Origin of the sequence: Streptomyces sp. NPDC093546 (genome assembly GCF_044765045.1) — a bacterium.
Lineage (GTDB): Bacteria > Actinomycetota > Actinomycetes > Streptomycetales > Streptomycetaceae > Streptomyces.
In genome coordinates this window covers 166,008-190,342 of record NZ_JBIWJG010000003.1, presented here as the reverse complement: position 1 = coordinate 190,342, position 24,335 = coordinate 166,008, and the positions used below count along the sequence as shown (strand labels likewise).

The 24,335-nt window shown below is 70.2% G+C and carries 31 protein-coding genes; 17 read left to right on the top strand and 14 right to left on the bottom strand.

Annotated elements, in window-relative coordinates; translation table 11 throughout:
• The first annotated feature begins 31 nt into the window (after window positions 1-31).
• The gene (locus tag ACIRNI_RS07335) at window positions 32-604 is read left to right on the top strand and encodes a dihydrofolate reductase family protein (RefSeq protein ID WP_403549134.1); all 573 of its coding nucleotides are present in this window, start codon (window positions 32-34) and stop codon (window positions 602-604) included.
• A gap of 6 nt (window positions 605-610) precedes the next feature.
• Here the strand turns inward: ACIRNI_RS07335 and ACIRNI_RS07330 are convergent, their stop codons facing one another.
• The 9 genes from ACIRNI_RS07330 to ACIRNI_RS07290 form a co-directional block, all read right to left on the bottom strand.
• A complete protein-coding gene (locus ACIRNI_RS07330) occupies window positions 611-1,261 on the bottom strand; it encodes a DUF5701 family protein (protein ID WP_403549865.1) in 651 nt (216 codons plus the stop codon).
• A 123-nt stretch (window positions 1,262-1,384) separates the two neighbouring features.
• Window positions 1,385-1,975: a GNAT family N-acetyltransferase gene (locus tag ACIRNI_RS07325; RefSeq protein WP_403549132.1), complete on the bottom strand. Its 591-nt coding sequence runs from the start codon at window positions 1,973-1,975 to the stop codon at window positions 1,385-1,387.
• A gap of 86 nt (window positions 1,976-2,061) precedes the next feature.
• Complete coding sequence (locus tag ACIRNI_RS07320) at window positions 2,062-3,072, bottom strand: hypothetical protein (RefSeq protein WP_403549130.1); 1,011 nt, start codon at window positions 3,070-3,072, stop codon at window positions 2,062-2,064.
• 179 nt (window positions 3,073-3,251) lie between these two features.
• Window positions 3,252-3,686 (bottom strand): peptidase inhibitor family I36 protein, encoded by a 435-nt coding sequence (locus ACIRNI_RS07315; protein WP_403549128.1) that lies wholly within the window; start codon window positions 3,684-3,686, stop codon window positions 3,252-3,254.
• Between the two features lie 77 nt (window positions 3,687-3,763).
• A complete protein-coding gene (locus tag ACIRNI_RS07310) occupies window positions 3,764-4,714 on the bottom strand; it encodes a hypothetical protein (RefSeq protein ID WP_403549126.1) in 951 nt (316 codons plus the stop codon).
• Entirely contained in the window at window positions 4,699-4,887 is a 189-nt protein-coding gene (locus tag ACIRNI_RS07305; RefSeq protein ID WP_403549124.1) for a hypothetical protein, read from the bottom strand. Before ACIRNI_RS07305 ends, ACIRNI_RS07310 begins: the two co-directional genes overlap by 16 nt.
• A gap of 141 nt (window positions 4,888-5,028) precedes the next feature.
• A complete protein-coding gene (locus ACIRNI_RS07300; protein WP_403549122.1) occupies window positions 5,029-6,297 on the bottom strand; it encodes an RNA polymerase sigma factor in 1,269 nt (422 codons plus the stop codon).
• Entirely contained in the window at window positions 6,294-6,665 is a 372-nt protein-coding gene (locus tag ACIRNI_RS07295) for a YciI family protein (protein WP_356645659.1), read from the bottom strand. Before ACIRNI_RS07295 ends, ACIRNI_RS07300 begins: the two co-directional genes overlap by 4 nt.
• Window positions 6,666-6,799: 134 nt before the next feature.
• Window positions 6,800-7,342, bottom strand: coding sequence for a GNAT family N-acetyltransferase (locus ACIRNI_RS07290; protein ID WP_403549120.1), 543 nt, complete (start codon window positions 7,340-7,342; stop codon window positions 6,800-6,802).
• Window positions 7,343-7,638: 296 nt separating this feature from the next.
• On the opposite strand from ACIRNI_RS07290, the gene ACIRNI_RS07285 reads away from it, so the two are divergent.
• On the top strand, window positions 7,639-7,908 hold the full coding sequence (locus ACIRNI_RS07285) for a PDZ domain-containing protein (protein WP_403549119.1): 270 nt from the start codon (window positions 7,639-7,641) through the stop codon (window positions 7,906-7,908).
• 96 nt (window positions 7,909-8,004) lie between these two features.
• On the opposite strand, the gene ACIRNI_RS07280 is transcribed toward ACIRNI_RS07285, so the two are convergent.
• On the bottom strand, window positions 8,005-8,433 hold the full coding sequence (locus tag ACIRNI_RS07280) for a hypothetical protein (protein WP_403549117.1): 429 nt from the start codon (window positions 8,431-8,433) through the stop codon (window positions 8,005-8,007).
• A gap of 82 nt (window positions 8,434-8,515) precedes the next feature.
• Here ACIRNI_RS07280 and ACIRNI_RS07275 point away from each other — a divergent pair, with 82 nt between their 5' ends.
• From ACIRNI_RS07275 to ACIRNI_RS07220, 12 genes are all read left to right on the top strand, one after another.
• On the top strand, window positions 8,516-9,334 hold the full coding sequence (locus ACIRNI_RS07275; protein ID WP_403549115.1) for a helix-turn-helix domain-containing protein: 819 nt from the start codon (window positions 8,516-8,518) through the stop codon (window positions 9,332-9,334).
• Window positions 9,331-9,567: a DUF397 domain-containing protein gene (locus tag ACIRNI_RS07270; RefSeq protein ID WP_403549113.1), complete on the top strand. Its 237-nt coding sequence runs from the start codon at window positions 9,331-9,333 to the stop codon at window positions 9,565-9,567. Before ACIRNI_RS07275 ends, ACIRNI_RS07270 begins: the two co-directional genes overlap by 4 nt.
• Before the next feature lie 392 nt (window positions 9,568-9,959).
• On the top strand, window positions 9,960-11,630 hold the full coding sequence (locus ACIRNI_RS07265; RefSeq protein WP_403549111.1) for a hypothetical protein: 1,671 nt from the start codon (window positions 9,960-9,962) through the stop codon (window positions 11,628-11,630).
• A 79-nt stretch (window positions 11,631-11,709) separates the two neighbouring features.
• Window positions 11,710-13,125 carry a lamin tail domain-containing protein gene (locus ACIRNI_RS07260; protein ID WP_403549109.1) on the top strand — a complete coding sequence of 472 codons (1,416 nt, stop codon included), beginning with the start codon at window positions 11,710-11,712 and terminating at the stop codon, window positions 13,123-13,125.
• 39 nt (window positions 13,126-13,164) lie between these two features.
• Window positions 13,165-14,010, top strand: coding sequence for a choice-of-anchor K domain-containing protein (locus ACIRNI_RS07255; RefSeq protein ID WP_403549107.1), 846 nt, complete (start codon window positions 13,165-13,167; stop codon window positions 14,008-14,010).
• 375 nt (window positions 14,011-14,385) lie between these two features.
• A complete protein-coding gene (locus ACIRNI_RS07250; RefSeq protein ID WP_403549105.1) occupies window positions 14,386-15,393 on the top strand; it encodes a hypothetical protein in 1,008 nt (335 codons plus the stop codon).
• A gap of 7 nt (window positions 15,394-15,400) precedes the next feature.
• Window positions 15,401-15,919 carry a hypothetical protein gene (locus tag ACIRNI_RS07245; RefSeq protein ID WP_403549103.1) on the top strand — a complete coding sequence of 173 codons (519 nt, stop codon included), beginning with the start codon at window positions 15,401-15,403 and terminating at the stop codon, window positions 15,917-15,919.
• A gap of 111 nt (window positions 15,920-16,030) precedes the next feature.
• Window positions 16,031-16,489, top strand: coding sequence for a MarR family winged helix-turn-helix transcriptional regulator (locus ACIRNI_RS07240; RefSeq protein ID WP_403549101.1), 459 nt, complete (start codon window positions 16,031-16,033; stop codon window positions 16,487-16,489).
• Between the two features lie 50 nt (window positions 16,490-16,539).
• Window positions 16,540-16,734 carry a hypothetical protein gene (locus tag ACIRNI_RS07235; protein WP_403549099.1) on the top strand — a complete coding sequence of 65 codons (195 nt, stop codon included), beginning with the start codon at window positions 16,540-16,542 and terminating at the stop codon, window positions 16,732-16,734.
• 114 nt (window positions 16,735-16,848) lie between these two features.
• Entirely contained in the window at window positions 16,849-17,199 is a 351-nt protein-coding gene (locus tag ACIRNI_RS07230) for a hypothetical protein (protein ID WP_403549097.1), read from the top strand.
• A gap of 108 nt (window positions 17,200-17,307) precedes the next feature.
• Window positions 17,308-17,898, top strand: a complete 591-nt coding sequence (locus ACIRNI_RS07225) for a Uma2 family endonuclease (RefSeq protein ID WP_403549095.1) — start codon at window positions 17,308-17,310, stop codon at window positions 17,896-17,898.
• A 46-nt stretch (window positions 17,899-17,944) separates the two neighbouring features.
• A complete protein-coding gene (locus ACIRNI_RS07220; RefSeq protein WP_403549093.1) occupies window positions 17,945-18,937 on the top strand; it encodes an aldo/keto reductase in 993 nt (330 codons plus the stop codon).
• A 170-nt stretch (window positions 18,938-19,107) separates the two neighbouring features.
• On the opposite strand, the gene thpR is transcribed toward ACIRNI_RS07220, so the two are convergent.
• Window positions 19,108-19,674, bottom strand: coding sequence for an RNA 2',3'-cyclic phosphodiesterase (gene thpR, locus ACIRNI_RS07215; RefSeq protein WP_403549091.1), 567 nt, complete (start codon window positions 19,672-19,674; stop codon window positions 19,108-19,110).
• 47 nt (window positions 19,675-19,721) lie between these two features.
• Between thpR and ACIRNI_RS07210 the strand changes: the two genes are divergently transcribed.
• Entirely contained in the window at window positions 19,722-20,228 is a 507-nt protein-coding gene (locus ACIRNI_RS07210) for a GNAT family N-acetyltransferase (RefSeq protein WP_403549863.1), read from the top strand.
• Between the two features lie 54 nt (window positions 20,229-20,282).
• Here the strand turns inward: ACIRNI_RS07210 and ACIRNI_RS07205 are convergent, their stop codons facing one another.
• On the bottom strand, window positions 20,283-21,614 hold the full coding sequence (locus ACIRNI_RS07205) for an MFS transporter (RefSeq protein WP_403549089.1): 1,332 nt from the start codon (window positions 21,612-21,614) through the stop codon (window positions 20,283-20,285).
• Window positions 21,615-21,640: 26 nt separating this feature from the next.
• Entirely contained in the window at window positions 21,641-22,084 is a 444-nt protein-coding gene (locus tag ACIRNI_RS07200; RefSeq protein WP_403549087.1) for a MarR family winged helix-turn-helix transcriptional regulator, read from the bottom strand.
• A gap of 112 nt (window positions 22,085-22,196) precedes the next feature.
• Here ACIRNI_RS07200 and ACIRNI_RS07195 point away from each other — a divergent pair, with 112 nt between their 5' ends.
• Window positions 22,197-22,379 (top strand): ribbon-helix-helix protein, CopG family, encoded by a 183-nt coding sequence (locus tag ACIRNI_RS07195; protein ID WP_355355490.1) that lies wholly within the window; start codon window positions 22,197-22,199, stop codon window positions 22,377-22,379.
• An 18-nt stretch (window positions 22,380-22,397) separates the two neighbouring features.
• Here the strand turns inward: ACIRNI_RS07195 and ACIRNI_RS07190 are convergent, their stop codons facing one another.
• Window positions 22,398-23,852, bottom strand: a complete 1,455-nt coding sequence (locus ACIRNI_RS07190; RefSeq protein WP_403549085.1) for an NCS2 family permease — start codon at window positions 23,850-23,852, stop codon at window positions 22,398-22,400.
• 203 nt (window positions 23,853-24,055) lie between these two features.
• Here ACIRNI_RS07190 and ACIRNI_RS07185 point away from each other — a divergent pair, with 203 nt between their 5' ends.
• On the top strand, window positions 24,056-24,331 hold the full coding sequence (locus tag ACIRNI_RS07185) for a DUF2530 domain-containing protein (protein WP_403549083.1): 276 nt from the start codon (window positions 24,056-24,058) through the stop codon (window positions 24,329-24,331).
• Window positions 24,332-24,335: the final 4 nt, after the last annotated feature.

Here is a 24,335-nt window from a genome sequence, read left to right as displayed (position 1 = left end):
AGACCAACACGGAACACCGGAGGTTCCCGCCATGCGCACCCTGATCAGCACCGCCTTCGTCTCCCTCGACGGCGTCGTGGAAGCCCCGGGCGGCGAGCCGGGTTACCGGAACTCCGGCTGGACCTTCAAGCACGTCGACTTCCTGCCCGAAGCCTTCGACATCAAGGGCCGCGAGCAGAAGGAGGCCACCGCGATGCTGCTGGGCCGGACCAGCTACGAGGCGTTCAGCGCGGTGTGGCCCGACATGGAGGACTTCGCCGACTACAAGGCGATGCCGAAGTACGTCGTCTCCACCACCCTCACCGAGGACGCCCTGGTCCCCCACTGGGGCGAGACGACGATCCTGCGCTCCGTCGACGACGTGGCCGCCCTCAAGCAGACCGAGGGCGGCCCGATCATCGTCCACGGCAGCGCGACCCTGAACCACGCCCTGTCGGACGCGGGCCTGATCGACCGCTACCACCTGCTCGTCTTCCCGCTCCTCCTCGGCGCGGGCAAGCGCCTCTTCAGCACCACCGACAAGGACGTCCAGAAGCTGAAGCTGGTCGAGCACGAGGCGTACGCCAACGGCCTGCAGAAGCAGGTCTTCGACGTCGTCCGCTGACCGGCTCTACGAGGCCCTGCGGCCGGTGGTCGAGCCGAAGCCCAGCCAGGTGTGGCGGTTGCCCCACCAGCACCAGCCCACCTTCGGGGCGTCGCGCCGCTCGCGCCCGTCGCGGCCCGTGCCGTTGCTGATCCAGATGGCCGGGGTGCGGGCGTCGAAGGTGCCGTTGGCCTTGCGCAGCCGCGACCCGATGGTCATGAAGCAGTGGTTGCGCTCCAGGGCCTCGGGCTGCTGGAGCACCCAGTGGATGCCCTCGGTCAGCACCAGCGGCGTGCGGTCCTTCGCGGTGAGGGCGGGCAGGGCCTCCTCCGGGCTCCAGTTGGCCATGTCGTCGCCCCGGTCCGGGGCGGTGACGAGGTAGAGCGGGGCGTCGGGCAGCTCGACGGTGTCGAGCGGGGCGAAGTCGTCGACGTCGGGCATGTCGACGACGACGAACCCGGGCTTGTCCGCGCGGCGGAGCAGCGGCGCGAGGGCCGAGGCGGGGACGCGGCTCGGGTGGACGGCCAGCAGGACGTCACCGTCGCCGCCCACACGGTGGGCGTCTTCGGCGAAGGCGCGCAGTTCCCCGGCGGACATCCCCGCGAGCTCGTGCACCCCGAGCTCGATCAGGCGCTCCGCCTGGGCGGTGAGCGGCGGGAGCGGCGGGAGTGTGGTCATGGTGGTGGCGGCGGGCACGGTTTCGGGCACAGCACTCCCTCGGTTGGCTGTTCGAAGCGGTCGGCCCCGGGTCAACGACGCGCCCGCCTCCCGTGTTCCCCGGCCACCCGCCGTCCGGCGCGATCACGACACCCGGCGGGCCATGAAGAGCGCCTGTTCACCGGCCGACTGCGTCCCGTCGTACAGCGTGGTGTCCAGCCCGCAGAAGGTGAAGCCCATCGCGAGGTAGGCGCGGATGGCGGGAGCGTTGATGTTGCTGACTTCGAGCCACAGGTGCCCCGCTCCGCACTCCCTCGCGAAGTCGACGGCGTGGTCCATCAGGGTGCGGCCCACGCCTCTTCCCCGCCACGCGGGCGCGACCTCGATGTCGCGGATGGTCAGCCGCGCGTTCCACGGGTCGAAGGAGGTCTCCACGAACCCGCACAGCTCGTCCCCGTCGCAGGCGACCACCGTCCGGCTCAGCTCGGGGTCGCCGTCGCCGTCGTCGTCCTCGGCGTCGTCCTCGTCCGGGAACACCTTGTGCAGGGGCTCCGCCAGCGGTGTCCGGCGGATGCCGAATCCCTCTTCGGTGACGGTCACTTCGAAGACGGAGTCCGTCGTGAACGACCCGTCGAGCTCCGCCAGGGCCTCGTCGTCCTCGGGCCGCGCCAGCCGGTAGACCACGGTGCCGGCCGCCGCGCCGGGCACTCGTGCTTCGTCTGCGGTCATCTTCATGAGCCGACCGTACGTGAGCCGAACCGTACGTGAGCCCGACCTGCGTTCCGATGCGAGCGCCGCACGCGGGTCCGGGTTCCGCTGTCTCAGGCCAGGAGGTCGAGCAGCGCGGCGCCGTCCTCCGAGAGGCGCAGGCGTACTTCCCGCCCGTGGCGCAGGCGCCGCAGCAGGCCCGACCGGGCGAGCCGGTCGCAGTGGTACGTGGCCGTACTGACCGTGATGTGGGCGTGCTGGGCCGCCTCCGACACGGAGGGGCGCAGGCGGGCGTGGCGCAGGAGCGCGGCACGGACCGGGCCGAGCACGAGGCTGAGCCGGTCCTCTGCGGCCGGGGCGCGGCGGTCGGCGGACGGGTGGGTGAGTCGGCCGAGGCCCGGGAGCGGGTAGCCGATCCAGATCAGGTCCGGATGCTCGGCGCTGTAGGTGCAGGCGTCGTATCCGGACGCCAGCGGGAGGAGTACGAGCCGGCGCCGCACCGGGCCGGTGGTCGGCTCCGCACCGGTGGTCGGCCGCGGACCAGGGTGCGGCAGGCGGAGCATGCCGTCGGCGTAACCGACGTGGTCGCCGAGGTCGTTGACGACGGTGCCGAGGACGCCGGTGACGGAGGCGACCCCGATGCGTTCCGCTTCGCGGTCCAGCAGGTCGGCTGCCCGGTCCCACAGGGGAGTGAAGGCGTCCCAGACGGCGAGGGCCAGCGTCCGGTAGCCGGTGAGGAACTCCCGGGGGCGGTCGGCCACCCGCTGCCAGGCGGTGGGGACCGCGTCGCCGAAGCGCTGCTCCAGCTCACCGGTCAGCGTGTCGGCATCGATGGCGTCCAGCTCGTCGGCGACCGACGCGGTGGCGCCGGTGCCGACGGCCGCGGCCAGGGCGAGGGAGTCGGGCGCCCAGGGGTGCCCTGCGGTGAGCAGCGTCCGCAGCGTCGCCGCGGTGGCGGGGGGTGCGGCCTCGCGGACCAGGCGGCGCCATTCCCGCGGCATCCCGTGGGCGCCGCCGCCGAAGGTGTTCGAGAGGACGGAGTACAGGGTCGTCCCGGGCTGGCGGCCCACGGAGAGGCGCATGTCCTCCAGGCGGCCGACGGGAACGGTCGGATTCTTGGACATCCTCATCCCCCGATGCGTCCCTGGCCCAGCCGTGGGCCCGGTCGGCCGGAAGCCTAGGCCAAAGCCCGGCCGGGAACCGGCGGTTGGCCGGATGACGAGGGGAACACGACCGGAACCCCGCCGCACGGAGCGACGGGGCCGGTTCCCTCACCGGTCGGGGAACGCGCTGGGTGCGCGGATCAGCAGGCGTTGGTCCACCGGTGCGAGGCGACGTTGTCGTTCAGGGTCTCGCCGCCGCCCGCCCCGTTGTGGTTGAAGAAGTCGTACGGCATGTAGCGCAGCCGGCTGCCGTTGCACAGGCGGAACGAGGCTCCTCCGTGGTTGACGTCCCAGTAGAGCAGCACGTCGTCGTAGGCCCCCGCGTAACCGTTGTTGAACACGGAGGATGCCTTGTTGCGCATGTCCCGGTCGGCCCAGTCCGAGCTGTCGCCGGACCAGGAGACCACTCGACCGCCTTCGTAGGCGTGCTCCCAGGCGTACAGGTTGCCGTCGGCCGCCGCCGCCGTGACGCCGGAGGCGGGAGCCGCCTCGGCGTGCGCGACCGCGGGGGCGAGGCCGACCGTGGCGACGGCCAGCGCTGTGGTCAGCAGGAATGTGACGCGGTTCTTGGACACGGGGTCTCCTCGGTTGTGTCGGTGCAGGGGTGTACGGCCCGCGCCGGCCGGGCGCGGGAGTCGGGGTGGACCGCTGGTCAGCGGCCCAGTACGGCACGGGCGCGCGGCAGCGCGGCGGCCCGCAGGCGCTCCACCCGCTCCACGGCGGCGCGGTGTTCGCGGCGCAGCTCCCGGTCGTGGTCGCGGTCCAGGCGCCGCGCGACGGCGGCCAGGCCGCTGCTGTGGGCGCACCGGGCTTCCTGGACCGCCGCGCGGACCTCCAGCGCCCGGTCGGGGGCGTTCTTCCGGCCGAGGGAAGCGGCCCTGGCCTCCAGCGGGTCCTCGTACGCGAAGCCGTGCGCGCGCATGCACGCCGACCACGCTCGTACGGCCGTGGCGTACCGCGGGTCGGCGGTCACGCGCAGCCGCCTGAGTCCGTCGAGGTTGCCGACGAGGGTGTTCGCGGCGTACCACTCGCCCGCGTCTCCGTACAGCGTCCGCCACGCCTCCGCCCGGCAGCCCCGGGCGCTGTGGGCCACGACGACGCCGCCCGGAAGCTCGGCCCGCAGCTCCTCGCCCTCACGGGGGCCGTTGAGGGCGGCCACGGCCGCCTGACGGCGGTCGGCGGTCAGGCCGCGCAGGTAGACCTGGTTGGGGTCCTGCCGGCGGAGCCGCTGGATCCGGGGCGCGAAGCCGCTGCCGTGGCCGTACCGCTCGGCCCACCGCTCGTCGTCGACGACGTACGGGAACTCACGCGCTTCCGGCAGCGGGTTCTCGGGCGTGGCCCAGAACCGGAAGCCGGCTGCCGCCATGCACCTGCGCTGCAGCTCCTGCTCGGCGTCGTACAGCAGGTTCCGCCGCGCGGCGCCGGCGGGCGGTGCCACCGGTCCGGTCGGTGTGCCCGCCGCTGGACGGGGCGCCGGTCCCTCCGCCGCGCCGGCCGGCGATCGCTCCGCGGAGCATCCGGTGAGGGCGAGCAGCAGCGCGATCCCGGACAGCACCGCCGCCGACGGCCGACGACGGCGGTTCCGGCTCAGCCGCCGTCCCACTGCGACTCCGCTGTGGCGCCGTCGGACCGGTGGGACACGGGCGTGGACGTGGACGCGGACGAGGACGTGGACACGGACGTGGACACGGTTTCCCGGGCGGCTTGCGCCGCACCGCCGACCAGGACGAGCAGGGCCCCGGTCGAGCAGACCACGGTGACGAGCGTTCTCCGCATGATCCTGGCTCCCTGAATGACATGTTCCTGTCAGAACGGCGAAGCCGGTGGTGCACTCGTGCGAGCGACCACCCGGGGCCTCGCCCGGCAGGGAAGAGTCTTACGGAGCGGGCATCACGCCCGACAGCTTTTCGAGGGCCTTCAAAACGTGTCCCGTGGGTGCCCGTCCATCCGCTGCGCCCGGCCCGTGAGGTGCCGCCGCTCCGGCCCGCTCGTCGTCCGGCGCGCGGCCTCGCGGTACGCGACCGCCGCGGACTCCTGGTCGCCGAGCAGCTCCAGCAGGTGCGCCCGCGTCGCGTACAGCCGGTGGTGGCGGGCCAAGCGGCCGTCGGCCTCCAGCTCCGCCAGCAGGTCGAGCCCGGCGCCCGGGCCGTGGACCATGGCGACGGCGACCGCGCGGTTCAGCGTCACCACCGGGTTGGGCCCGAACCGCTCCAGCAGCTCGTACAGCGCGAGGATCTGCGGCCAGTCGGTCGCGTCGGTGTCCACGGCCTCGTCGTGCACCGCCGCGATGGCGGCCTGCAGTTGGTACGGGCCGACCCGCCCGCGCGGCAGGGTCCGGCTGATCAGGCGGACGCCCTCCTCGATGAGCCCCCGGTCCCACCGGCCCCGGTCCTGCTCCGCCAGCGGCACCAGTTCCCCGGACGGCCCGGTACGGGCGGGGCGCCGCGCGTCCGTCAGCAGCATCAGCGCCAGCAACCCGGCCGTCTCGGCGTCCTCGGGCACCAGCCGGTGCAGCAGCCGGGTGAGCCGGATCGCCTCCGTGGACAGCTCGGGCACGGTCAGGTCGGCGCCGCCGGTGGCGGTGTAGCCCTCGTTGAAGACGAGGTACAGCACGTGCCGCACCTCGCCCAGCCGGGCGGCGAACTCGGCCCCCTCCGGCATCACGAGCGAGGCGACCCCGGCCGCCTTGACAGCCTGCTTGGCGCGGCTGACGCGCTGCGCCATCGTCGCCTCGGGAACCAGGAACGCCGCCGCGATCTGCGCCGTGGTCAGCCCGCCGACCGCGCGCAGCGTCAGCGCGATGCGGCTGGCCGACGACAGCGCCGGATGGCAGCACAGGAACAGCAGCGCCAGCGAATCGTCCCGGTCCCCGGCCGGTACGTCGTCGGCGGCACGGCTCAGCAGCTCCGCCTGCGGCGTGGCCAGCGCGAGGGTCTCCTCGCGGCGCCGCCGGGCGCCCTCGCTGCGTACCTGGTCGACCAGCTTCCGCGAGGCGACGGTCACCAGCCAGCCGCGCGGACTGTCCGGAACCCCCGCCTCCGGCCACTGCACCGCCGCTGCCAGCAGCGCCTCCTGCACGGCGTCCTCGCACGCGTCGAAGACGCCGTACCGCCGTACGAGCGCGCCGAGGACCTGCGGCGCCAGCTCGCGCAGCAGGTCCTCGACCGCGTGGTGCGCGGTGCTCACACGTCCGCCGAAGCCGTGGACTCGTGCAGCACCGGCCACAGCTCCACCGGCTCCACATCCGCGAACGGCATGTCCGCCGCGATCTCCTGCGCCCGCTCCAGGCTGTCGCAGTCCAGCATGTAGAAGCTGGCGAGGTACTCCTTCGTCTCCAGGTACGGCCCGTCCGTGACCGCCGGAACCCCGCCCTCGCCACGCCGCACCAGCTGCGCGTTGGCCGCGTCGGCCAGCCCGTACGCCCCCAGCAGCTCCCCGCTTGCGCGGTACTTCGCGTTGAACGCCTCCTGCTTGGCGATCGCCTCCGGCCACGCCTCGGCCGGGAAGGAGTCCCACTTGGCCTGGTTGCCGTAGATCATCGCGACGTACTTCATCTCGGGTGTCCTCCCCGTCCCGCGCGCCCCGTCGGCGCGCTGTCACCCCTTGGTCGGAGCGGGGAGCGGGTCCTCGACATCCGACGACGAATCTCTTCCAAGATCTTTTACACGGGTGACCGGGCGAGCGGAACCTAGCCCTTCACGTCCGGCTTCCACTCCTCGGCGAGGAGTCCGAGCACCACCTCGTCCAGGAACTCGCCCATCGCCCAGTGCGAGGAGCGCAGCACGCCCTCGCGGACGAAGCCGTTGCGCTCGGCGGAGCGCAGCATCGCGGTGTTGTCCGCCAGCGTCTCGATCTGCAACCGCCGCAGGCCGCGCACGACGAACCCGTAGTGGCACAGCACCGCGACCACGTCGGTGCCGTATCCCTTGCCGCGGCAGGACGGCAGCATCCCCAGCCCGATGTGCGCGGACCGGTGGTGGTTGTCGATGCCCCACAGCGTCGCGGTGCCGACCAGCGTGCCGCCGTCCAGCTCCACCACGGAGAACGGGACGCTCCCCTGTTGTTTGTCGTCCACCACGAGCCGCGGATCGTTCGAGCCTGGCGTGATCGGCCGCCACGGCACGCCTTCGGCGCGCGAGGCGCCGACCACGTCGTCGTACAGCTCTGTCCGCAGGACCGGGATGTCTTCCTCGTACCGGGCCCTGAGCCCGACTTTGCTGCCTCGAAGCATGCGAGGTTCCTATCCGGCCGGGCCGGACGGTGGCAAACCAATAAGCGGCGGCCATGCGGAGGTCCCGACACCTGCCGAACGGGTAGGCGGGAGGCACATCCGCGACGCGCATGTGCGCCCTCTGCGCTCCGACGCGCCGTGCCCCGACGGGGTGACGCCGACCCCCTGCCCGGGCTTCCCACACCCCCGACGGGGAAGCCATCGACCCGTCCGAGGCGAGGTGCCCGGCCGACCGCCCCAGCGGACGAGCCGGGATCTCACCGCCGGAAGTCGAGACATTCGAGGAGACAGACCGTATGACCGCCAAGCAGGGCAGGATCGCCGCCAAGTACCACCAGGACTTCGGCCAGGGGCTGAAAGTGGAATCCGTGGAATCCGGCAGCAGCACCGCGAAGTCCGGCCTCATGGTCGGCGACGTCATCATCAAGGTCGACGGCAAGCCCACCGCCCTGAAGAAGGAGGAGACCGCCGCCCTCCAGGGCAAGCTGGCCGGCAACCCGGTGTCCCTCGTGGTCAAGCGCGACGGGCACCAAACGTCCTTCAACGTCATCCTCGACCCCGTGTGACGATCCACCCCTGACCGCCGCAAGTGGCCCCGGCCGGGAGGTACCGCCTCTGGACCGGGGCACTTTCACACCCTGTCCCTCCGGGGCATGGCACCCTTAAGCGACCGTGCCCGCGACCGCGCGGACCACCGTCTCGTGCAGCAACTCCGGCTCCACGAACGGCGCCTCCGCCGTCGGCCGCGACCGCCAGTCCAGCGGCCACGTCAGCCCGTCGAGCGCGGGCACCCCGACGAACGCCGACTCGCGCCCGCTCCGGCTCAGCGCCCTCGCCCCCGCCCCCGCCGGCCAGGCGTACGCGCGTGCCGTCTGCGGCGGCAGAAGGAAGTAGAGGTTCTGCCCCCCGGCCAGCTCCCGGACGATGGGGCCCGCCGCGAAGCCGGTGAACTGCATGAGCTCGTACGCGACCTCCTCGCCGAGCATCCCGCCGATGCGTACGGCGTCGAAGTGAATGCCCGCGTGCCGCAGGGCGTGCCCGGAGGCAGGTACCCAAGAAGGCACCCTGTCAAGCGAATTGCGCTGATTCATGCGGCCAGCTTGGCGGTGCGGTTCTACTGTGACCAGCACCACAGGCGCTCTGTGGGGAGCTGTGCATGCGCGGAGGACGCACGTGAACATCGGGAACAACGGCACTCCGGGCGCCGCGAAGGCGTTCGGCAGGCTGCTCCGCTTCTACCGGGAGCGGGCGAAGGTCTCGCTGGAGGCGCTGGGCCGGCACACCGGCTACTCCAAGTCGCAGGTGGCCATGATCGAGCGCGGGGAGCGGCGCCCGAGGGGCAACTTCGTTGATCTGGCAGATGAGTTCTTGGGTGCACAAGGTGCACTGATCGAGGTGGCGAAGGAGGTGAAGGCGAGTGGGGTGGCGGCGTGGTTCGAGGATTACCTGGAGGAGGAGGCGAAGGCGGCGGGCGTCCATTCGTACGAGAACCACCTGATCCCAGGCCTGCTCCAGACCGAGGCGTACGCGCGAGCGGTCTTCGGCTGCGCCAACCCGCCATTCGAGGACCACGAGGTCGACGTGATGGTGGCCGCCAGGCTCGCCCGGCAGCAACTGTTCCACCGCAAGCCAACTGCCCTGGTCAGCTTCGTCCTGGAGAAGGCGGCGCTGACGAAGCCCATCGGGGGAGCAGAAGTGCTCAAGGAGAACCTGCTCCACATCCTCGAAATCGGACGCTTGCGCAACGTGCAGATCCAGGTGATGCCGGAGTATCCGGAGGTCCACGCCGGCCTGAGCGGTCCGTTCATCCTGCTGGAAACGGCCAAACGTCAAAGCCAGCTCGTCTATGTCGAGGGCCTGAGCGGACGGTACTTTCTGAGCGAACAGCCAGACCTCGGGGACGCGTTCGCACGGTATGGCGTCTTGCGAGCGCAAGCCCTCAACCCGATCGACTCGGCCGAACTCATCGAACAGGTGGCACGAAAGCTATGAGCAGCGACCTCAACTGGTTCAAGTCCAGCTACAGCAGCGGTCAGGGCGGCGACTGCGTCGAGGTCGCCATCGCCTGGACCAAGTCCAGCTACAGCAGCGAGCAAGGCGGCAACTGCGTCGAGGTCGCCGCCTGCCCCCACACCATCCACGTCCGCGACTCCAAGGACACCACCCGCCCCGCCCTCAGCCTCTCGCCCGCCGCCTGGGCTGTGTTCCTGGAGGACGTCCAGTAAGCCCGGAGAGGTCCCGAACACGCGCCTCACCGCGTAGCGCCCTCACGATGGGACCGGCGGCGAACGTGACCAAGGCGCGCCTGGTCCAGGCCCTGGAGGGCGAAGGGGAGTACGCCCGCGAATTGCGGGGGCGTACTCCCCTTACTTTTCCGCGCGCAGCCGGTGACGCCTGAGACCGGGGCGCACCGGGATGGCACAGCCGGTGGGGGCGCACACCGGCGCATTGAGATCTGCGGCATATGCACCCGGCTCACCCGTTCAGCGCGGAATGGCGCCTCACGCTTCGGATACCCATGGTGAGGTGCGGAGACGGAGAGTGACCAGACCGGTCTTCGCGGTGAGGTCACCCGCCCTCCACCACGCCAGATCCCCAGCAAAAGGCGAGGACGCCCATGCCCAAAACCACGACCAAGGCAATCACCATCGGATTGCGCCGGGAGATCGAGGACCCTCGGCCCGGAAAGGTCTACCCATGCGATGGCGTGGGCACCGTGAAGACCGTCGACAACTACACGGGCTACACCATCCACCTCTGGGACAAAGAGGACGGCACGGGAAAGGAACGCGTCGTCAAGCCGGAGGCCGACGCACACAAGGTGTCCGGCGAGGCGAAGAGCGTGACCGTGACGGGTAAGCCGTCCGACCGGTTCGAAGAGCCGCGCGTGTGCGTCTACCGGGAGCTCGTCATCGACCCCGCCGAGGTCGACGGGTCGGAAGACGAACTGACCTACAAGATCCCGGCAGGTTTCGACATCAACGGCGTCACCAACGGCTCCGAGTACTGGGTCACCGCCTGGGAGCAGGTCAACCGCAAGGGAGACCACCTCCTCGTCGGACCGAACGGCCACGACCCCAGCAACGCCGACCCCTGCCGGGCCGTGACGATCTCCCGTACGCGTCCGGCCTGGGCACCCGCGCCGCCTCCCGACATCGAGATCGAATTCGAAGGCAGGATCCACTCCCCGGAGCCGGGCAAGGTGTACCCCGCCACCGGGCCCGGAGTCGTCACGTTCATCACCAACCACACCGAGCTGGACGCCACCTTCTGGGACAACGAGGACGGAAGCGGGGCCCACCGCACCTGCGACGCGGATGATCAGGAAACCTACCTGGAACTGAACACCAAGAGCATCACCTTCTCGGCGCCCAAGGGCGGTAAGGCCGAAAAGAGCGCGGCCGGCCGCCATCTCTACTACCAGCGGGAATGGACATTCCGGCAGTCGGAGGACACCAAGCTCTACCCGCTCGACTGTGAGGGCGTTGCGCTGACCCACGTCCGCAACCGCTCGGAAACCTTCTGGGTCACCCTGTGGGAGAACGCGGACGGCACGGGCAGGAAGCTGGTCTACGACCCGCAGGAAGAAGTCGTAAGCCGCGACGGCACTCTCACCACCTTCCGGGCCATGACGGTCTCCCGCGAGAAGCCGGCAGGGGTCGAGCAGCCGAAGCCCTCCCCCATCTCCGTCACCTGGGACTTCAGGGAGGAATGGGCCTTGGACGACGAAGAGGAAGAGGAAGAGGAAATCGAGCGACCGACGTTCGACACCGCTGTTCCCCTCGACGCCCCGGGCGTCATCACGAGCGTGCGAAACGGGACGGACTGGTGGCTCACCTTCTGGGAGAACCGGGATGGAACCGGGGAGAGCTACCTCGTCGGACCACAGTTCGGGGAAGACCACATCGCCGTGAAGGCGAAAAGCATGACCTACTCAGAGAGTGGTCCCGCTCTCCCCCAGAACATGGACACCAGCGACTGGGAGTCGTGGAGGATTTACACGACCCGCGAAATCCTCATCGACCAGCCGGAGGACGGCCAGGTCCTGACCGTCGACGGCGAGCTCGGCGAGTTCATGGGATCGGGCAACCGCACCAAGGAGTTCACGGTCACGTTCTGGGAGAACGCCGACCGCACCGGAAAGAAGCAGGAGCTCGGCCCCGGCAAGGACCTTCCCGGCGACAAGCTGAAGCTTTCGCAGATCCGGGCCGTGTCGGTGGCACGGACGGGGCCGGCCGGCACGAAGCAGGCCAAGAAGGCCACCAGCACCAGCAAGAAGCAGAAGTAGGAGGCGGGTTCTCGTGGCCACCCAGACCAAGCCTGAAAAGCCCGCGATTTCCGGTGTTTTCCCGATCAGCGAAACCTTCATGAACGGGACCACCGACAACCCGAACTGGAAGATCCACCCCACCGCCGTCCTCAACGGCGCGCTCCAGCTCACGCCCGACGAGTACGCCGAGTCCGGCGCCGCACTGCTGGACCAGGCTTTCCCCTCGTCGGAGGGTGTCGCCATCGACTTCGACTACTCCACCGAGCACAGCGGCGGCAACGCCGCCGGTGACGGGTTCTCCGTCTTCCTCATCGACGGATCGGTCACCACCGGGCCGGGCGGGTTCGGAGCCGGCCTGGGCTACTCCGCAGTCCGCAACACCAACAGCCAGGCAGCGGGCGTGACGAAGGGGTACGTCGGTATCGGCTTCGACACCTACGGGAACTTCGGCGGGTCCCTGGCCGGTCCCGGAACTCCCGTGGACAGCACCAACATGGTGGGCGTCCGCGGCTCGGGCGATGGCTGGGACGGCTTCAACTGGCTCACCGGCAAGCCCGTTCCCGGCGGTTTCAGCGCCACCTGGGACGACAAGGCCCACGTCCAGATCGCCATCGTCGACAACAAGCTCACCGTGCGGCTGTCCTCCAAGGACGACCCCAACGGCACGGCCGTCATCGACGCCTTCCCGATCCAGGGCGAAGGCCAGGCTCCCCTGCCCGAGACCCTGAAACTGGGCATCGCCGCCAGCACCGGCGACGCGACGCAGGCCCACCGCATCCGCCGCCTGAAGATCGCTCTGCCCTCCAGCATGCCTCTCGACATGGCGGGCCCCGAGCAGGCCCAGGCGGGCAGCAAGGTCTGCTACACCATCACCGTCCGCAACGACGGGCCCAACGACACCCCGAACGCCGTCGTCGAGGGGCAGTTCCCGGCGGAGATCACCAACCCGACCCTGAAGGTGAAGACGCACGGCGGCACCACCGCCGGCTCCGGGTCCGTCTCGGGCGGCACCCTGCGCCAGCCCCTGAACCTCCCCGTCGGCGGCAGCGCCACGATCACCGTCTGCGGGAAGCTCGACCGGCACGCCCGGGGCCAGGTCACGGTCACCTCGCAGATCGTCTCTCCGGACCACGCGAACGTCTCCGACAAGCAGCACGGCCAGGTCACCACCCGTATCCCCGACGTGGTCATCACCCACGTCAACTACCAGGGGACCGGCAAGGCGCAGGCCGACGAGTACGTCGAGATCACCAACCGGGGCACGGCCGCCGCCGACCTCTCCGGCTGGACCCTCGGCGCGGACGACTCCGGCCAGGACTTCGCCTTCCCCCAAGGCGCACGTCTGGAGCCCGGCCAGACCATCCGCGTCTACACCAACGAGGACCACCCCGAACACGGCGGCTACTCGTACGGCACCAACCGCGCCATCTGGAACAACCAGGGCGACGTCGCCCGCCTCAACGACCCCAGCGGTCACGAATGGACCACCAAGCCCTACGGCGACAAGGCCTGACCCGCACCGATCTTCCGCACACGAGCGAAAGGCGCACCCATGTTCACCATCACCACCAAGGGAGTCTGGCCGAAGGCCATCGGCGCGGACGGCTATTACCTCTACGACGAGGGCACCGACCAGATCAAGTGGAGCGGGCCTTCCGGAAACAAGAGCGGCTACTCCTTCGAGGGCGGCACGACGGAAGCCCGGCTGGACGGAACCGAGTTCACTCTCGGCACCTTCACCCACCACAACGGCTGGCTCGACGGCAACGGCGTCAACGAGTTCGACGTCGACCTCAAGGTCAACATCGTCTTCGACGACGGAACCACGAGCGACCTCAGCTTCCGTTTCCATCACAACGAAACGGACGGCGACCACAACCCCGACCTGGTGGACCTGCCCTCCTTCATCTCACCGGAGACGGTCAAGGTCGACGGGGCCGAGTACAAGGTGATGATCAGCGGCTTCAAGCAGGACGGCCAGATCGTCCGTCGGTTCGTGAGCGACGAGGGCGGCTCCAACACCGCCGACGTCGTCGCCCTCTTCTCCCGCCTGCCCGCCAAGCCGGACCTGGTGATCACCGACGTACGGTTCAAGGGCACGGGCAAGGCCCAGGCGGACGAGTACGTCGAGTTCCTCAACCGCGGCACCGAGCCCGCCGACATCTCCGGGTGGAAGCTGGGCGCCGACGACGCCGGGCAGAACTTCACCTTCCCCGCAGGCGCCACCGTCCAGCCGGGCCACCGCATCCGCGTCTACACCAATGAGAACCACCCCGAATGGGGCGGCTACACCTACGGATTCAACAAGGCCATCTGGAACAACCAGGGTGACGTCGCCCGCCTGCACGACAAGAGCGGCAAGTCCGTGCACGCCTTCCCGTACGGCGACAAGGCCTGACGCCGGCCGCATGGAACCGCATGGGGAAGTGCGACCCGTCAGTGCGCGGGCGCGCTTCCCCAAACCCCTCCCGGGTGATCACGACGTGCACCGCCACGGGGAAGACCCCTGAGGACTCCTCTGCGCCGCGCCTGCGCGGCCGTCGCCGTCATCGGGCTGCTTCGCGGCGGCGCGGTGCTGACCGCAGCTGCGGTGGCCACGGCCGCCGAGACGGATGACGAGTGCGAACACCGGGGCGCTCTCTTTCGCCGTACGTCCGCACAGCGGAACCGGAAACCGGTTTCGGCCCTCTTGGCGACGACGGCAGGTTCTCCGACACTGGGAGTCACACGCGCCCGCGCGCCCTCGGACAACTGCTCCGGAGGGAGAGAAGCCATGGAGCAGTCCCGGTTGAAGGGGGCGGCGCAGCGCGTCGGTGCGTGGCTGTTACAGATCGTCGGAGGCCTCACGGCCCTGACCGGCTTCACGGTGTGGCGGAGCGTCCTGGAGGACGAGGACGCGAGCATCTTCCGTGACGGCCACCCGAACGGGCTCCTGCCTCCCGCGCTTTCACGGTTCATGGAGTTCATCGCGGGCGACTCGGCGCTGACCGGGCACCTGCTGCCCACGCTTGTCACGCTCCTCGGCGGGACGATCTACTACAGCGGACAGAAGCTCAAGCGGATGAGCCGTCGCCACTTCGCCAGGATCATCGGCTCACCGGCCGAGGTCGCGGACGAGCCGTTCGTCCTGTACCTCAGGTCGTTCACGGACGACCCCGAGCGGCGCCGCGGCGACATCAACGCCACTCCGGGCATCGGCGGCATGCTGGGCGACCTGACGCTGTCCTCGTACAGCGAGGAGGAGCAGCTCGCCGCCGTGCTGGAGCGGAAGGTCGCGCCCATGGTGGCCGTCGGCCGCCCCGGTGAGCCGCTGCCCGAGGTCGGAGCCCGGCGCATGTACCTCCCGCTCGACGCCTGGCAGGAGCCGGTGCTCGAGCTGATGCGGCGGGCCCGTCTCGTCGTCCTGGCGCTCGGCCCGGGCCCCGGGACCATGTGGGAGCTGGTCCAGGCGGCGCGGCTGCTGCCTCCGGAGCGGCTCGTCCTGCTCGTACCGCTGGAGCCGGAGGAGTACGAGGCGTTCCGCGGCGCCTTCCGGGAGCGCGGGACGCCGCTGGAGCTGCCCGACCACCCGCCCAAGCCGGACTTCCCGCAGCGGCACGGGCGCCTCGGCGTCAAAGGGGTGATCTACTTCGCGGCCACCGGTGAGCCGACGTTCGTCCGCCTGGACGAGGTGCACGGCGGGCCCAACTACCAGGCGTACCGCCGCTTCAAGCGGGCCCTGCGTCCGGTGCTGCGGCGGGCGGCGGGCGGTCCTGACAGCGGCCCGCCCGCGGCCACATGATGAGGGCATGACCGACATCGGGGAAGCGCTTTGGAACAGCACCGTCCGTCCCGCCGATTACGCGCCCGGCCAGGAGCCTGGAAGCGAGGCGTACCGGGCCGCCGTCCTGGAGCAGTACAAGCTGTGCGTGGAGATGGCCGACCGCACCAGCTCCCGCCGGAACCTCACCAACACCTTCTTCCTCTCCCTCAACAGCGTCATCGCCGCGACCCTGACCGGCCTGGGCGGCGAGGGCCTCCCCCACGCGCCGCTCTGGGCACTGCTGGGCGGGCTGGCGATCCTGTTCGCCCAGTGCGTCGGCTGGTTCGTCATCATCCGCTCGTACCGCCTGCTCAACGCGGCGAAGTACGCGGTGATCGGCGCCTTCGAGGAGCGCTTACCGGCGTACGCGTACTCCCGGGCGGAGTGGCAGGCCCTGGGGGAGGGCAAGGACTGGCGCAAGTACTTGCCGCTGACGCACGTCGAGCAGTGGGTGCCGTTCGTCTTCGCGCTGACGTACCTGCTGGGCTTCGCGGCCGCCGTGTGAGCGAGCACGGGCGGGCAGTGCGTCACCACCCTCGGCCTTGACCTCAAGCAAGGTTGAGCTTCTACGGTCGTCCGTGTCGACCCAGCACACACGACAGCGGAGGGACCAGCCATGCAGTACACGCACAGCGACGCCGACCTCATCAAGCAGCCGATCGGCTACTGGAGTTGGGCCGCCTACAAGGCCGTCGTCACCCGCATCCGCGCCGCCCTCGCCGAGATCGGCACCACACAGCCCCAGTGGTGGATCCTCGCCCAGGTCGCCCGCGCCGACACCCCCAAGACCCGCACCGAGGTCTCCCGCCTCCTCCGGGACTACCTGGACACGGGCGCGGCAGCCATGGAGGCGGAGATCGACACCACCATCACCCAGGGCTGGATCACCGAGGACCCCGATGGCCGCCTCGCTCTCACCCCGGAAGGCAGCGCCTTCTACGCCAAGGTCGCCGCCCTCCAGGACGACCTCTGGGCCGAACGGCACGCGGGCATCTCCGACCAGGAGTACCTAACCACCATGAAGGTGCTCCAGCGCTTCATCCACAACACGGGCGGGCGCTTCTGGCACCCCTAGCGCTGCCAGGGAGGAAACGGCCGTGGTCTACGCTGCGGCCGGAGGTGACCATGCCCGATCGCGACTGGTACGACGACAGCGAGTACCACGACGCCGTCCAACGGGCCGAGCGTTCGGCCCGGTTCGGCTGGGCGATGATCGCGGGGACGGTGGGAGGACTGGGCTGCGCGCTGCTCACCTTGGTCTCGCTCGCCGTCGTCGCAGCTGTGGCCTGCATGTACGCCGTGGTGGCCATGGACTACTAGAGGCACCGGTAACGGGGTGGGCACCCGGGTCCACCACCCGTCCCGGCAGCTGAATAGTCCCGGCATGAGCAGATACGCCGAGGTCATCGTGCTGGCGCGAACGCCGAGCAGGTCATGGAGCCGCTGACCCGGCCCGACCCGAACCGTGAGTGGCACCAGTGCTTCACGCGCGTCGACGACTCCGTCTTCGCGGGCGAGACCAGCCCTTCGGAAGAGTGCTACGCCTGGGTGATCCAGTTCATCCGTCTCAACTGGCGCGGTCTGCTGCCGCACTTGGAAGCGCTGCCGTGGCCGGACCCGCACTCCGTCCAGGTCCTGGTTCGCGACGAGGACGACGACTGCTTCGGGCTGTGGATGCTCTACGACGGCGCACTCACCGAGGTCCCGCTGCCCCGCACCCAGCGGAAGCCGTACGAGAACAGCGTCACCGGCTGGCTTCGTCGGACCGACCGCCCGGACAGCTGACACGGGCGCCCGTGGCGCGTCCTCGCCACGCGCGTGTCGCGGGCACCGTGTCTATCGTTGTTCTGCGCGGCTGCATGCGCTCACGCGGCAGCGGGGAGGAGCGCCACGATGACCGTCGTAGACACCGACAGGATCGACATGGCCGACAGCAACGACGAGCGGACCCTCGACGAGATGTTCGAGGCGCTCGAGCGGATGGGCGTCCCCGAGGGATACAAGGCCGAGATCGTCGGGGGGCACATCTTCATGTCGCCGCAGCGGGACACCCACTGGGACATCATCGCGGACATCTACGACCAGCTTCGAACCAAGCACCCGAGAAAGCGGGTGAAGTCCGACGTCCGCATCGACTACCCCGGCCACCTCAACGGCTTCGCGACCGACGTGACCCTCATCGCCGCCGACGCCGCCAAGAACGAGAAGGGCCTCTGGCACTACGAGGACGTCGAGTTCGTCGCCGAGGTCATCTCCCGCAGCACCGGCATGAACGACTACGGGCCCAAGAAGAGCGCCTACGCCGCCGCCAAGGTGCCCGCGTACCTGATCGTGGACCCCTACACCGGGCGCTGCGTCCTCCACACCCACCCCAAGGGCGAGGAGTACACGGTGGACGCCCGCTTCGACTTCGGTGAGGCGATCGATCTGACCGACACGCCGGCCGGGGTCGTGCTCGACACCTCGGAGTTCTCCCGCGACTGACAACTCCCTTGCTTCGAGCGCGCTCCAAGGCGTTGGCTGTACGTCCATGAAGTACACGCAGCTCGGACGCACCGGACTCAAGGTCAGTCGCATCGTCCTCGGCACCATGAACTTCGGACCGCAGACCGACGAGGCCGGCAGTCACGCCATCATGGACGCCGCGCTCGGCGCGGGGATCAACTTCTTCGACACCGCCAACGTCTACGGCGGGAGCGACAACAGGGGCCGTACCGAGGAGATCGTCGGGTCCTGGTTCTCCAAGGCGGCCGGCCGTCGCGACAAGGTCGTGCTCGCCACCAAGGTGTACGGGCCCATGGGCGGCACCGGGGACGTGTGGCCCAACCACGACCGGCTCTCCGCCGTCAACATCCGGCGGGCCGTCGAGGCCAGCCTGAAGCGCCTCAACACCGACTACATCGACCTCTACCAGTTCCACCACATCGACCGGCAGACGCCGTTCGAGGAGATCTGGCAGGCCATCGACGTACTGATCCAGCAGGGCAAGGTCCTCTACGCCGGTTCCAGCAACTTCCCCGGCTACAAGATCGCCCAGGCGAACGAGAGCGCCGCGCGCCGCGGCATGGTCGGGCTCGTCAGTGAGCAGTGCCTCTACAACCTCGCCGAGCGCCGCGCCGAGATGGAGGTCATCCCCGCCGCCCAGGACTACGGCCTCGGCGTCATCCCGTGGTCCCCGCTGCACGGCGGGCTGCTCGGCGGCGTGATCAAGAAGGAGGCGGAGGGTACGGCGCGCCGCGCCCAGGGCCGTTCCGCCGACGCGCTCGCCAACAGCGCCGTACGCGAGCAGGTCCAGGCGTACGAGAACCTCCTCGACAAGCACGGCCTCGCACCCGGCGAGGTAGCGCTCGCCTGGCTGCTGACCCGGCCCGGGGTGACCGGACCGATCGTCGGGCCGCGCACCGCCGAGCAGTTGGAGTCCGCGCTGCGGGCGGTCGAGCTGGACCTCTCGGACGAGGTGCTCACGGGACTGGACGCGATCTTCCCGGGGACCGGGCCGTCGCCGGAGGCCTTCGCCTGGTAGGCGTAGGCGTAGGCGTAGGCGTAGACGGACGCGGCGGCGGGGGTCACACGACCGACGCCGCCGCGATGATCAGGAACATCAGTACGAGCACACCGGCCATGATCCGGTTTCGGGTTTTGGGGTCCACGCTTCGAGCGTAACCGCCCGCCGGGGCAGGACCGCCCGCAGGGCTACGTGCCCAGCGGCCAGGCGCCCACCGTCTCGTAGCGCGGTGGGCCGCCGGGCTCGCCCTTCGCGGCGAGGTTGCTGCGGACCAGGACGAGCTCGCCGGCCTGCCACCGCGCGCCCTCGAAGTGCTGGAGCTCGTCGACGTACGGGCGCAGGTCGACGGTCTGCGTACGGCCCCGGGCCAGCGTCAGGTGGGCGTGGTAGGCGCGGTGCTCCTCCATCGCGATGCCGGTACGGCGGGCCGCCGCGTCCGTGCGCTCGGCCAGCAGCCGGATGTCGTCGAGCGCTCCCGCCGCGCCCGCCCACAGGGTGCGGCGCCCGAACCGGCCGCCGCCGTGGAGGCGCAGGGGGAAGGGCGCGGTGCGGTGGGCGGCGCGGGCGAGGCGGCCGCGCAGCTCCGGCAGGAGGCGCTCGTCCACCTCGCCCATGAACGCGAGGGTGAAGTGCCAGCCCTCTCGGCCGGTCCAGCGCAGGTCGTCCGCGCCGGGGAGGGTCTTCAGGCGTCGGACCTCGGTGGCGAGTTCGTCGACGGCCGCGGGAGGCGGCAGCACGGCAGCGAAAAGCCTCATGACGCGAGTCTGGCATGATCGCGCGCCTCTATTCTCGGGCCATGGACATGCCCATAACCATCAGGAAGGCCGGCGCGGACGACATCCCCGCGATGCTCGCCATCCTGGACAGCGCCGTCGTCTGGCTGAACGCGCGCGGCATCACGGCGCAGTGGGGGACCGAGCCGTATTCGGCCCGGCCGAAGGCCGTGGAGGTGGTCCGCGCGTACGTCACCGAGTGCTCGCCCTGGATCGCCGAGATCGACGGCGTGCCCGCCGGGACGATGACTCTCGCACCGGTCCCCGGGGCGCATGTCCCGCCCGCCGACGAGCCCGAGGTGTTCGTCCGCAGCCTCGCCACCGCGGGGCGGCACCACGGGCGCGGCGTGGGCGGCGCGCTGCTGGCGCACGCGGTGGAGGAGACCCGTCGGCAGGGGGTCTCGCTGCTGCGGGTGGACTGCTTCGCGGGCAGCGAGGGGCGGCTGGTGCGGTACTACGAGCGCCAGGGCTTCACGCCGACGGAGACCTTCTCGGTGGGCGACTGGCCGGGCCAGGTGCTGGCGCGACGGGTGTGACGGGTGTGACGCCCGGGGCGTACGAGGTGCGCCCCGGGGCCGTACCCGCAGGCGTTACGCCGCCGTCGCCAGCTGCTCGCGCGGCACGAACCGCACGTGCGGGTGCCCCCGCCGCATGTCCAGCTGCAGCCGCAGCCCGACCGCCCGGACCAGCACCAGCCCGATGACCGCCGCCGCGGCCAGGGAGACCGCGCCGCCGGTGGCGAAGCCCACGCGGGCGCCGTAGGTGTCGGTGATCCAGCCGACGAGGGGCGCGCCCACCGGCGTACCGCCGACGAACACCATCATGTAGAGGCTCATCACGCGGCCCCGCATGACGGGGTCCGTCGCCATCTGGACCGACGAGTTCGCGGTGACGTTCACCGTGAGGCCCAGCATGCCGATGGGGACCATCAGCAGGGCGAACAGCCAGAAGGCCGGGGCGAGCGCCGCGGCGATCTCCAGGGCGCCGAAGGCGATGGCCGCGCCGACCAGCAGCCGCAGCCGCGAGGTGCCGCGCCGGGCGGACAGCAGGGCGCCGACCAGCGAGCCGACCGCGATCAGGGTGTTGAGCAGGCCGTACGTCCCCGGTCCGACGTGGAAGACGCCGTCCGCGAAGGCGGTGAGCCAGATCGGGAAGTTGAAGCCGAAGGTGCCGACGAAGCCGACGAGCGCGATGGGCCAGATCAGTTCCGGGCGCCCGGCGACGTACCGCAGGCCCTCCCGCAGCTGGCCCTTGCCGCGCGGGGCGCGCGCGGACTTGTACAGCTCGCCGGTGCGCATCAGCAGCAGCGCGGTGAGCGGGGCGAGGAAGGACAGGGCGTTGACGAGGAACGCCCAGCCGCTGCCGATGGAGGCGATCAGCGCGCCCGCGACGGCGGGGCCGACGAGCCGCGCCGACTGGAAGTTCGCGGAGTTCAGGCTGACGGCGTTGCGCAGCTGGTCCGGGCCGACCAGCTCGGAGACGAAGGACTGGCGGGCCGGGGTGTCGACGACCGAGACCATGCCGAGCAGGAACGCGATCAGGTACACGTGCCAGACCTGGACGTGCCCGGAGAGGGTCAGGACCGCGAGGGCCAGACCGCACAGGCCGAGCGCCACCTGGCAGGCCAGCAGCAGGTGCCGCTTGGGGTAGCGGTCGGCGATGACGCCGCCGTACAGGCCGAAGAGCAGCATCGGCAGGAACTGCAGCGCCGTGGTGATGCCGACGGCGGCGGCCGAGCCGGTGAGGCTGAGCACCAGCCAGTCCTGGGTGATGCGGGCCATCCAGGTGCCGGTGTTGGAGACGATGGCCCCGGTGAAGAAGAGCCGGTAGTTGCGGACCTTCAGGGAGGCGAAGGTCGACTTCTCATGCGTAGGGGTGGATATGCGTGCGGGTGCGGAGTCTGCTCCGTTTCCCGTACTCAAAGGTTCGCCTCCTCGATGCGGTGTGCTTACAGGTGCGCGAGCTTCTCCAGCACGGGCGCCGCCGCGCGCAGCTTCGCCCACTCGTCCTCGTCGAGCCCCTCGGCGAGCGAGGCCAGCCAGGCGTTCCGCTTGCGGCGGGACTCCTCGAGCATGGCCTCGGCCGTCTCGGTCGAGCTGACGACCTTCTGGCGGCGGTCGTCGGGGTGCGGCTCCAGCCGGACCAGTCCCTTGGCTTCGAGCAGCGCCACGATGCGCGTCATGGACGGCGGCTGGACGTGCTCCTTGCGGGCCAGCTCACCGGGGGTGGCCGAGCCGCAGCGGGCGAGGGTGCCGAGGACCGACATCTCGGTGGGGCTCAGCGATTCGTCGACGCGCTGGTGCTTCAGGCGTCGGCCCAGCCGCATGACGGCCGAGCGGAGCGAGTTCACGGCGGCTGTGTCAGCGGGGTCGCCGTGGGAGAGGTCAGGCATGTTCCTTAGCATAACTCATTACTCTGACTAAAGACCAGCGCTTCACCCGAACGGGTGAGAGATTTCCGGAAAGCGACGCGAGCGGGCGCGCGGGACGGTCACCCTGACCGGCATGGCTTCGACGGTGCTCAGTCTGCGCATAGATGGGGAGCTGCTCGACCGGGTCAGGCAGCACGCGGCGAGAAGCGGAATGAGCGTCCAGGACTATGTGGTCCGGACGCTCATTCGCGAGGATTTCGACGAACGCTTTCAGGCGGCGGTCGACGAGACGGAGAGGTTCTACGGCCTTACGTGAAGCGCCTCACCCGACGGCTCAGGTCAGGCCGAGGGACGGCATCGCGTAGTAGAAGACGAAGACCGCCGACACGACGTACATCGCCACCGGGACCTCCCGGCCGCGCCCGGCCGCCAGCCGCAGCACGCTGAAGGCGATGAAGCCGATGCCGATGCCGTTGGTGATCGAGTACGTGAACGGCATCATCAGCATCGCCAGGAAGGCCGGCACGGCGATGGTGAAGTCGCTCCAGTCGATGTCCTTCACCGACCCGGCCAGGATCAGGAAGCCGACCGCCAGCAGGGCCGGGGTGGCCGCCTGGGACGGGACCATCGTGGCGAGCGGCGTGAGGAACAGCGCCACCGAGAACAGCGCGCCCGTGACGACCGAGGCGAGGCCGGTACGGGCCCCCTCGCCGACGCCCGCCGTGGACTCCACGAAGCAGGTGGTGGCGGAGGAGGAGGTGGCGCCGCCGGAGGCGACGGCGAGGCCGTCGACGAGCAGCACCTTGTTGATGCCGGGGAAGTTGCCGTCCTTGTCGATCAGCTTGGCCTCGTCGCCGACGCCGAGGATCGTGCCCATGGCGTCGAAGAAGCAGGAGAGGAGGACGGTGAAGACGAACAGGCAGCCGGTGAGCAGGCCGACCTTCTCGAAGCCGCCGAACAGGCTGACCTCGCCGACCAGCCCGAAGTCGGGCGTGGCGACCGGGTTGCCCGGCCACGTCGGGGTGGTCAGGCCCCAGGAGGGGATGGTGGCGACGGCGTTGACCACCATCGCGACGATCGTCATGACGACGATCGAGATGAGGATGGCGCCGGGCACCTTGCGGATGATCAGCGCGAGGGTGAGCAGGGCGCCGAGCACGAAGATGAGGACCGGCCAGCCGCTGAGGTGACCGCTCGACCCGAGCTGGAGCGGGACGGTGGTGTGGGCGGCGTCCGGGATGCGGGAGACGAAGCCCGAGTCCACCAGGCCGATCAGCATGATGAACAGGCCGATGCCGATGGCGATGCCCTTGCGCAGGCCGACCGGCACGGCGTTCATCACGCGCTCGCGCAGACCCGTCGCGACCAGCAGCATCACGACGATGCCGGCCAGGACCACCATGCCCATCGCGTCCGGCCACGACATGCGGGGCGCGAGCTGGAGGGCGACGACGGTGTTGACGCCGAGACCGGCGGCGAGGGCGATGGGGACGTTGCCGATCACGCCCATGAGGAGCGTCGAGAGCGCGGCGGTCAGGACGGTGGCGGTGACGAGCTGGCCGCTGTCGAGCTGGTGACCGTACATGTCCTTGGCGCTGCCGAGGATGATCGGGTTCAGCACGATGATGTACGCCATCGCGAAGAAGGTCGCGAATCCGCCGCGTACCTCCCGGGCGACCGTGGAGCCGCGCTCGGTGATCTTGAAGAAGCGGTCCAGGCCGCTGATCGGCTGCTGCGGGGACGGTGGCGTGGCGCCGGTGTCCACCGGAGCGGTGACCGAGGAGGGCATGCGAAACCTCAGGGTGCGGGGGGCGGGAAGGGGGGTTGACCGGTCGTATTCGTTCATTCACACGAAAGAAACCAGTCAGGCATAAGCCGTTTCAGTATGAATGCATCATGCGAAGATCGGTATCTCCGCGCGTAGATGTGTCCGCCGACTGGGACGCCGCTGCCCCTCGGGAGTCCCTTCGGGACTCCGCATAGACTCGCCGCATGGCGAAGTGGACCCCCAAGCACGAGGCACCGGAGCCCCTGGAGGGGCCCGTCGTCGGCACGATCACCGGCGGCACGATCCTCTGGTTCGTCCTCTTCCTCGTCCAGGTCCCCTTCTACGGCTGGTTCGCCGACCGCGACCTCACCTGGTGGGTGTGGACCTGCCTCGCGGGCGGCGGCCTCGGGCTGATCGGCATCTGGTACGTCCGCAAGCGCGACGCCGCGATCAAGCGCGCGCGGGCCCAGGACACGGACCGGGAGCCGTCCGGCTCCTGACCGC

Coding starts and splice junctions, on each gene's coding strand:
- ACIRNI_RS07335 (WP_403549134.1), top strand. CDS start 32: ATGCGCACCCTGATCAGCACCGCCTTCGTCTCCCTCGACGGCGTCGTG.
- ACIRNI_RS07330 (WP_403549865.1), bottom strand. CDS start 1,261: ATGACCACACTCCCGCCGCTCCCGCCGCTCACCGCCCAGGCGGAGCGC.
- ACIRNI_RS07325 (WP_403549132.1), bottom strand. CDS start 1,975: ATGAAGATGACCGCAGACGAAGCACGAGTGCCCGGCGCGGCGGCCGGC.
- ACIRNI_RS07320 (WP_403549130.1), bottom strand. CDS start 3,072: ATGTCCAAGAATCCGACCGTTCCCGTCGGCCGCCTGGAGGACATGCGC.
- ACIRNI_RS07305 (WP_403549124.1), bottom strand. CDS start 4,887: ATGCGGAGAACGCTCGTCACCGTGGTCTGCTCGACCGGGGCCCTGCTC.
- ACIRNI_RS07295 (WP_356645659.1), bottom strand. CDS start 6,665: ATGAAGTACGTCGCGATGATCTACGGCAACCAGGCCAAGTGGGACTCC.
- ACIRNI_RS07290 (WP_403549120.1), bottom strand. CDS start 7,342: ATGCTTCGAGGCAGCAAAGTCGGGCTCAGGGCCCGGTACGAGGAAGAC.
- ACIRNI_RS07285 (WP_403549119.1), top strand. CDS start 7,639: ATGACCGCCAAGCAGGGCAGGATCGCCGCCAAGTACCACCAGGACTTC.
- ACIRNI_RS07280 (WP_403549117.1), bottom strand. CDS start 8,433: ATGAATCAGCGCAATTCGCTTGACAGGGTGCCTTCTTGGGTACCTGCC.
- ACIRNI_RS07270 (WP_403549113.1), top strand. CDS start 9,331: ATGAGCAGCGACCTCAACTGGTTCAAGTCCAGCTACAGCAGCGGTCAG.
- ACIRNI_RS07265 (WP_403549111.1), top strand. CDS start 9,960: ATGCCCAAAACCACGACCAAGGCAATCACCATCGGATTGCGCCGGGAG.
- ACIRNI_RS07260 (WP_403549109.1), top strand. CDS start 11,710: ATGAACGGGACCACCGACAACCCGAACTGGAAGATCCACCCCACCGCC.
- ACIRNI_RS07255 (WP_403549107.1), top strand. CDS start 13,165: ATGTTCACCATCACCACCAAGGGAGTCTGGCCGAAGGCCATCGGCGCG.
- ACIRNI_RS07250 (WP_403549105.1), top strand. CDS start 14,386: ATGGAGCAGTCCCGGTTGAAGGGGGCGGCGCAGCGCGTCGGTGCGTGG.
- ACIRNI_RS07245 (WP_403549103.1), top strand. CDS start 15,401: ATGACCGACATCGGGGAAGCGCTTTGGAACAGCACCGTCCGTCCCGCC.
- ACIRNI_RS07240 (WP_403549101.1), top strand. CDS start 16,031: ATGCAGTACACGCACAGCGACGCCGACCTCATCAAGCAGCCGATCGGC.
- ACIRNI_RS07235 (WP_403549099.1), top strand. CDS start 16,540: ATGCCCGATCGCGACTGGTACGACGACAGCGAGTACCACGACGCCGTC.
- ACIRNI_RS07230 (WP_403549097.1), top strand. CDS start 16,849: ATGGAGCCGCTGACCCGGCCCGACCCGAACCGTGAGTGGCACCAGTGC.
- ACIRNI_RS07225 (WP_403549095.1), top strand. CDS start 17,308: ATGACCGTCGTAGACACCGACAGGATCGACATGGCCGACAGCAACGAC.
- ACIRNI_RS07220 (WP_403549093.1), top strand. CDS start 17,945: ATGAAGTACACGCAGCTCGGACGCACCGGACTCAAGGTCAGTCGCATC.
- thpR (WP_403549091.1), bottom strand. CDS start 19,674: ATGAGGCTTTTCGCTGCCGTGCTGCCGCCTCCCGCGGCCGTCGACGAA.
- ACIRNI_RS07210 (WP_403549863.1), top strand. CDS start 19,722: ATGCCCATAACCATCAGGAAGGCCGGCGCGGACGACATCCCCGCGATG.
- ACIRNI_RS07200 (WP_403549087.1), bottom strand. CDS start 22,084: ATGCCTGACCTCTCCCACGGCGACCCCGCTGACACAGCCGCCGTGAAC.
- ACIRNI_RS07195 (WP_355355490.1), top strand. CDS start 22,197: ATGGCTTCGACGGTGCTCAGTCTGCGCATAGATGGGGAGCTGCTCGAC.
- ACIRNI_RS07190 (WP_403549085.1), bottom strand. CDS start 23,852: ATGCCCTCCTCGGTCACCGCTCCGGTGGACACCGGCGCCACGCCACCG.
- ACIRNI_RS07185 (WP_403549083.1), top strand. CDS start 24,056: ATGGCGAAGTGGACCCCCAAGCACGAGGCACCGGAGCCCCTGGAGGGG.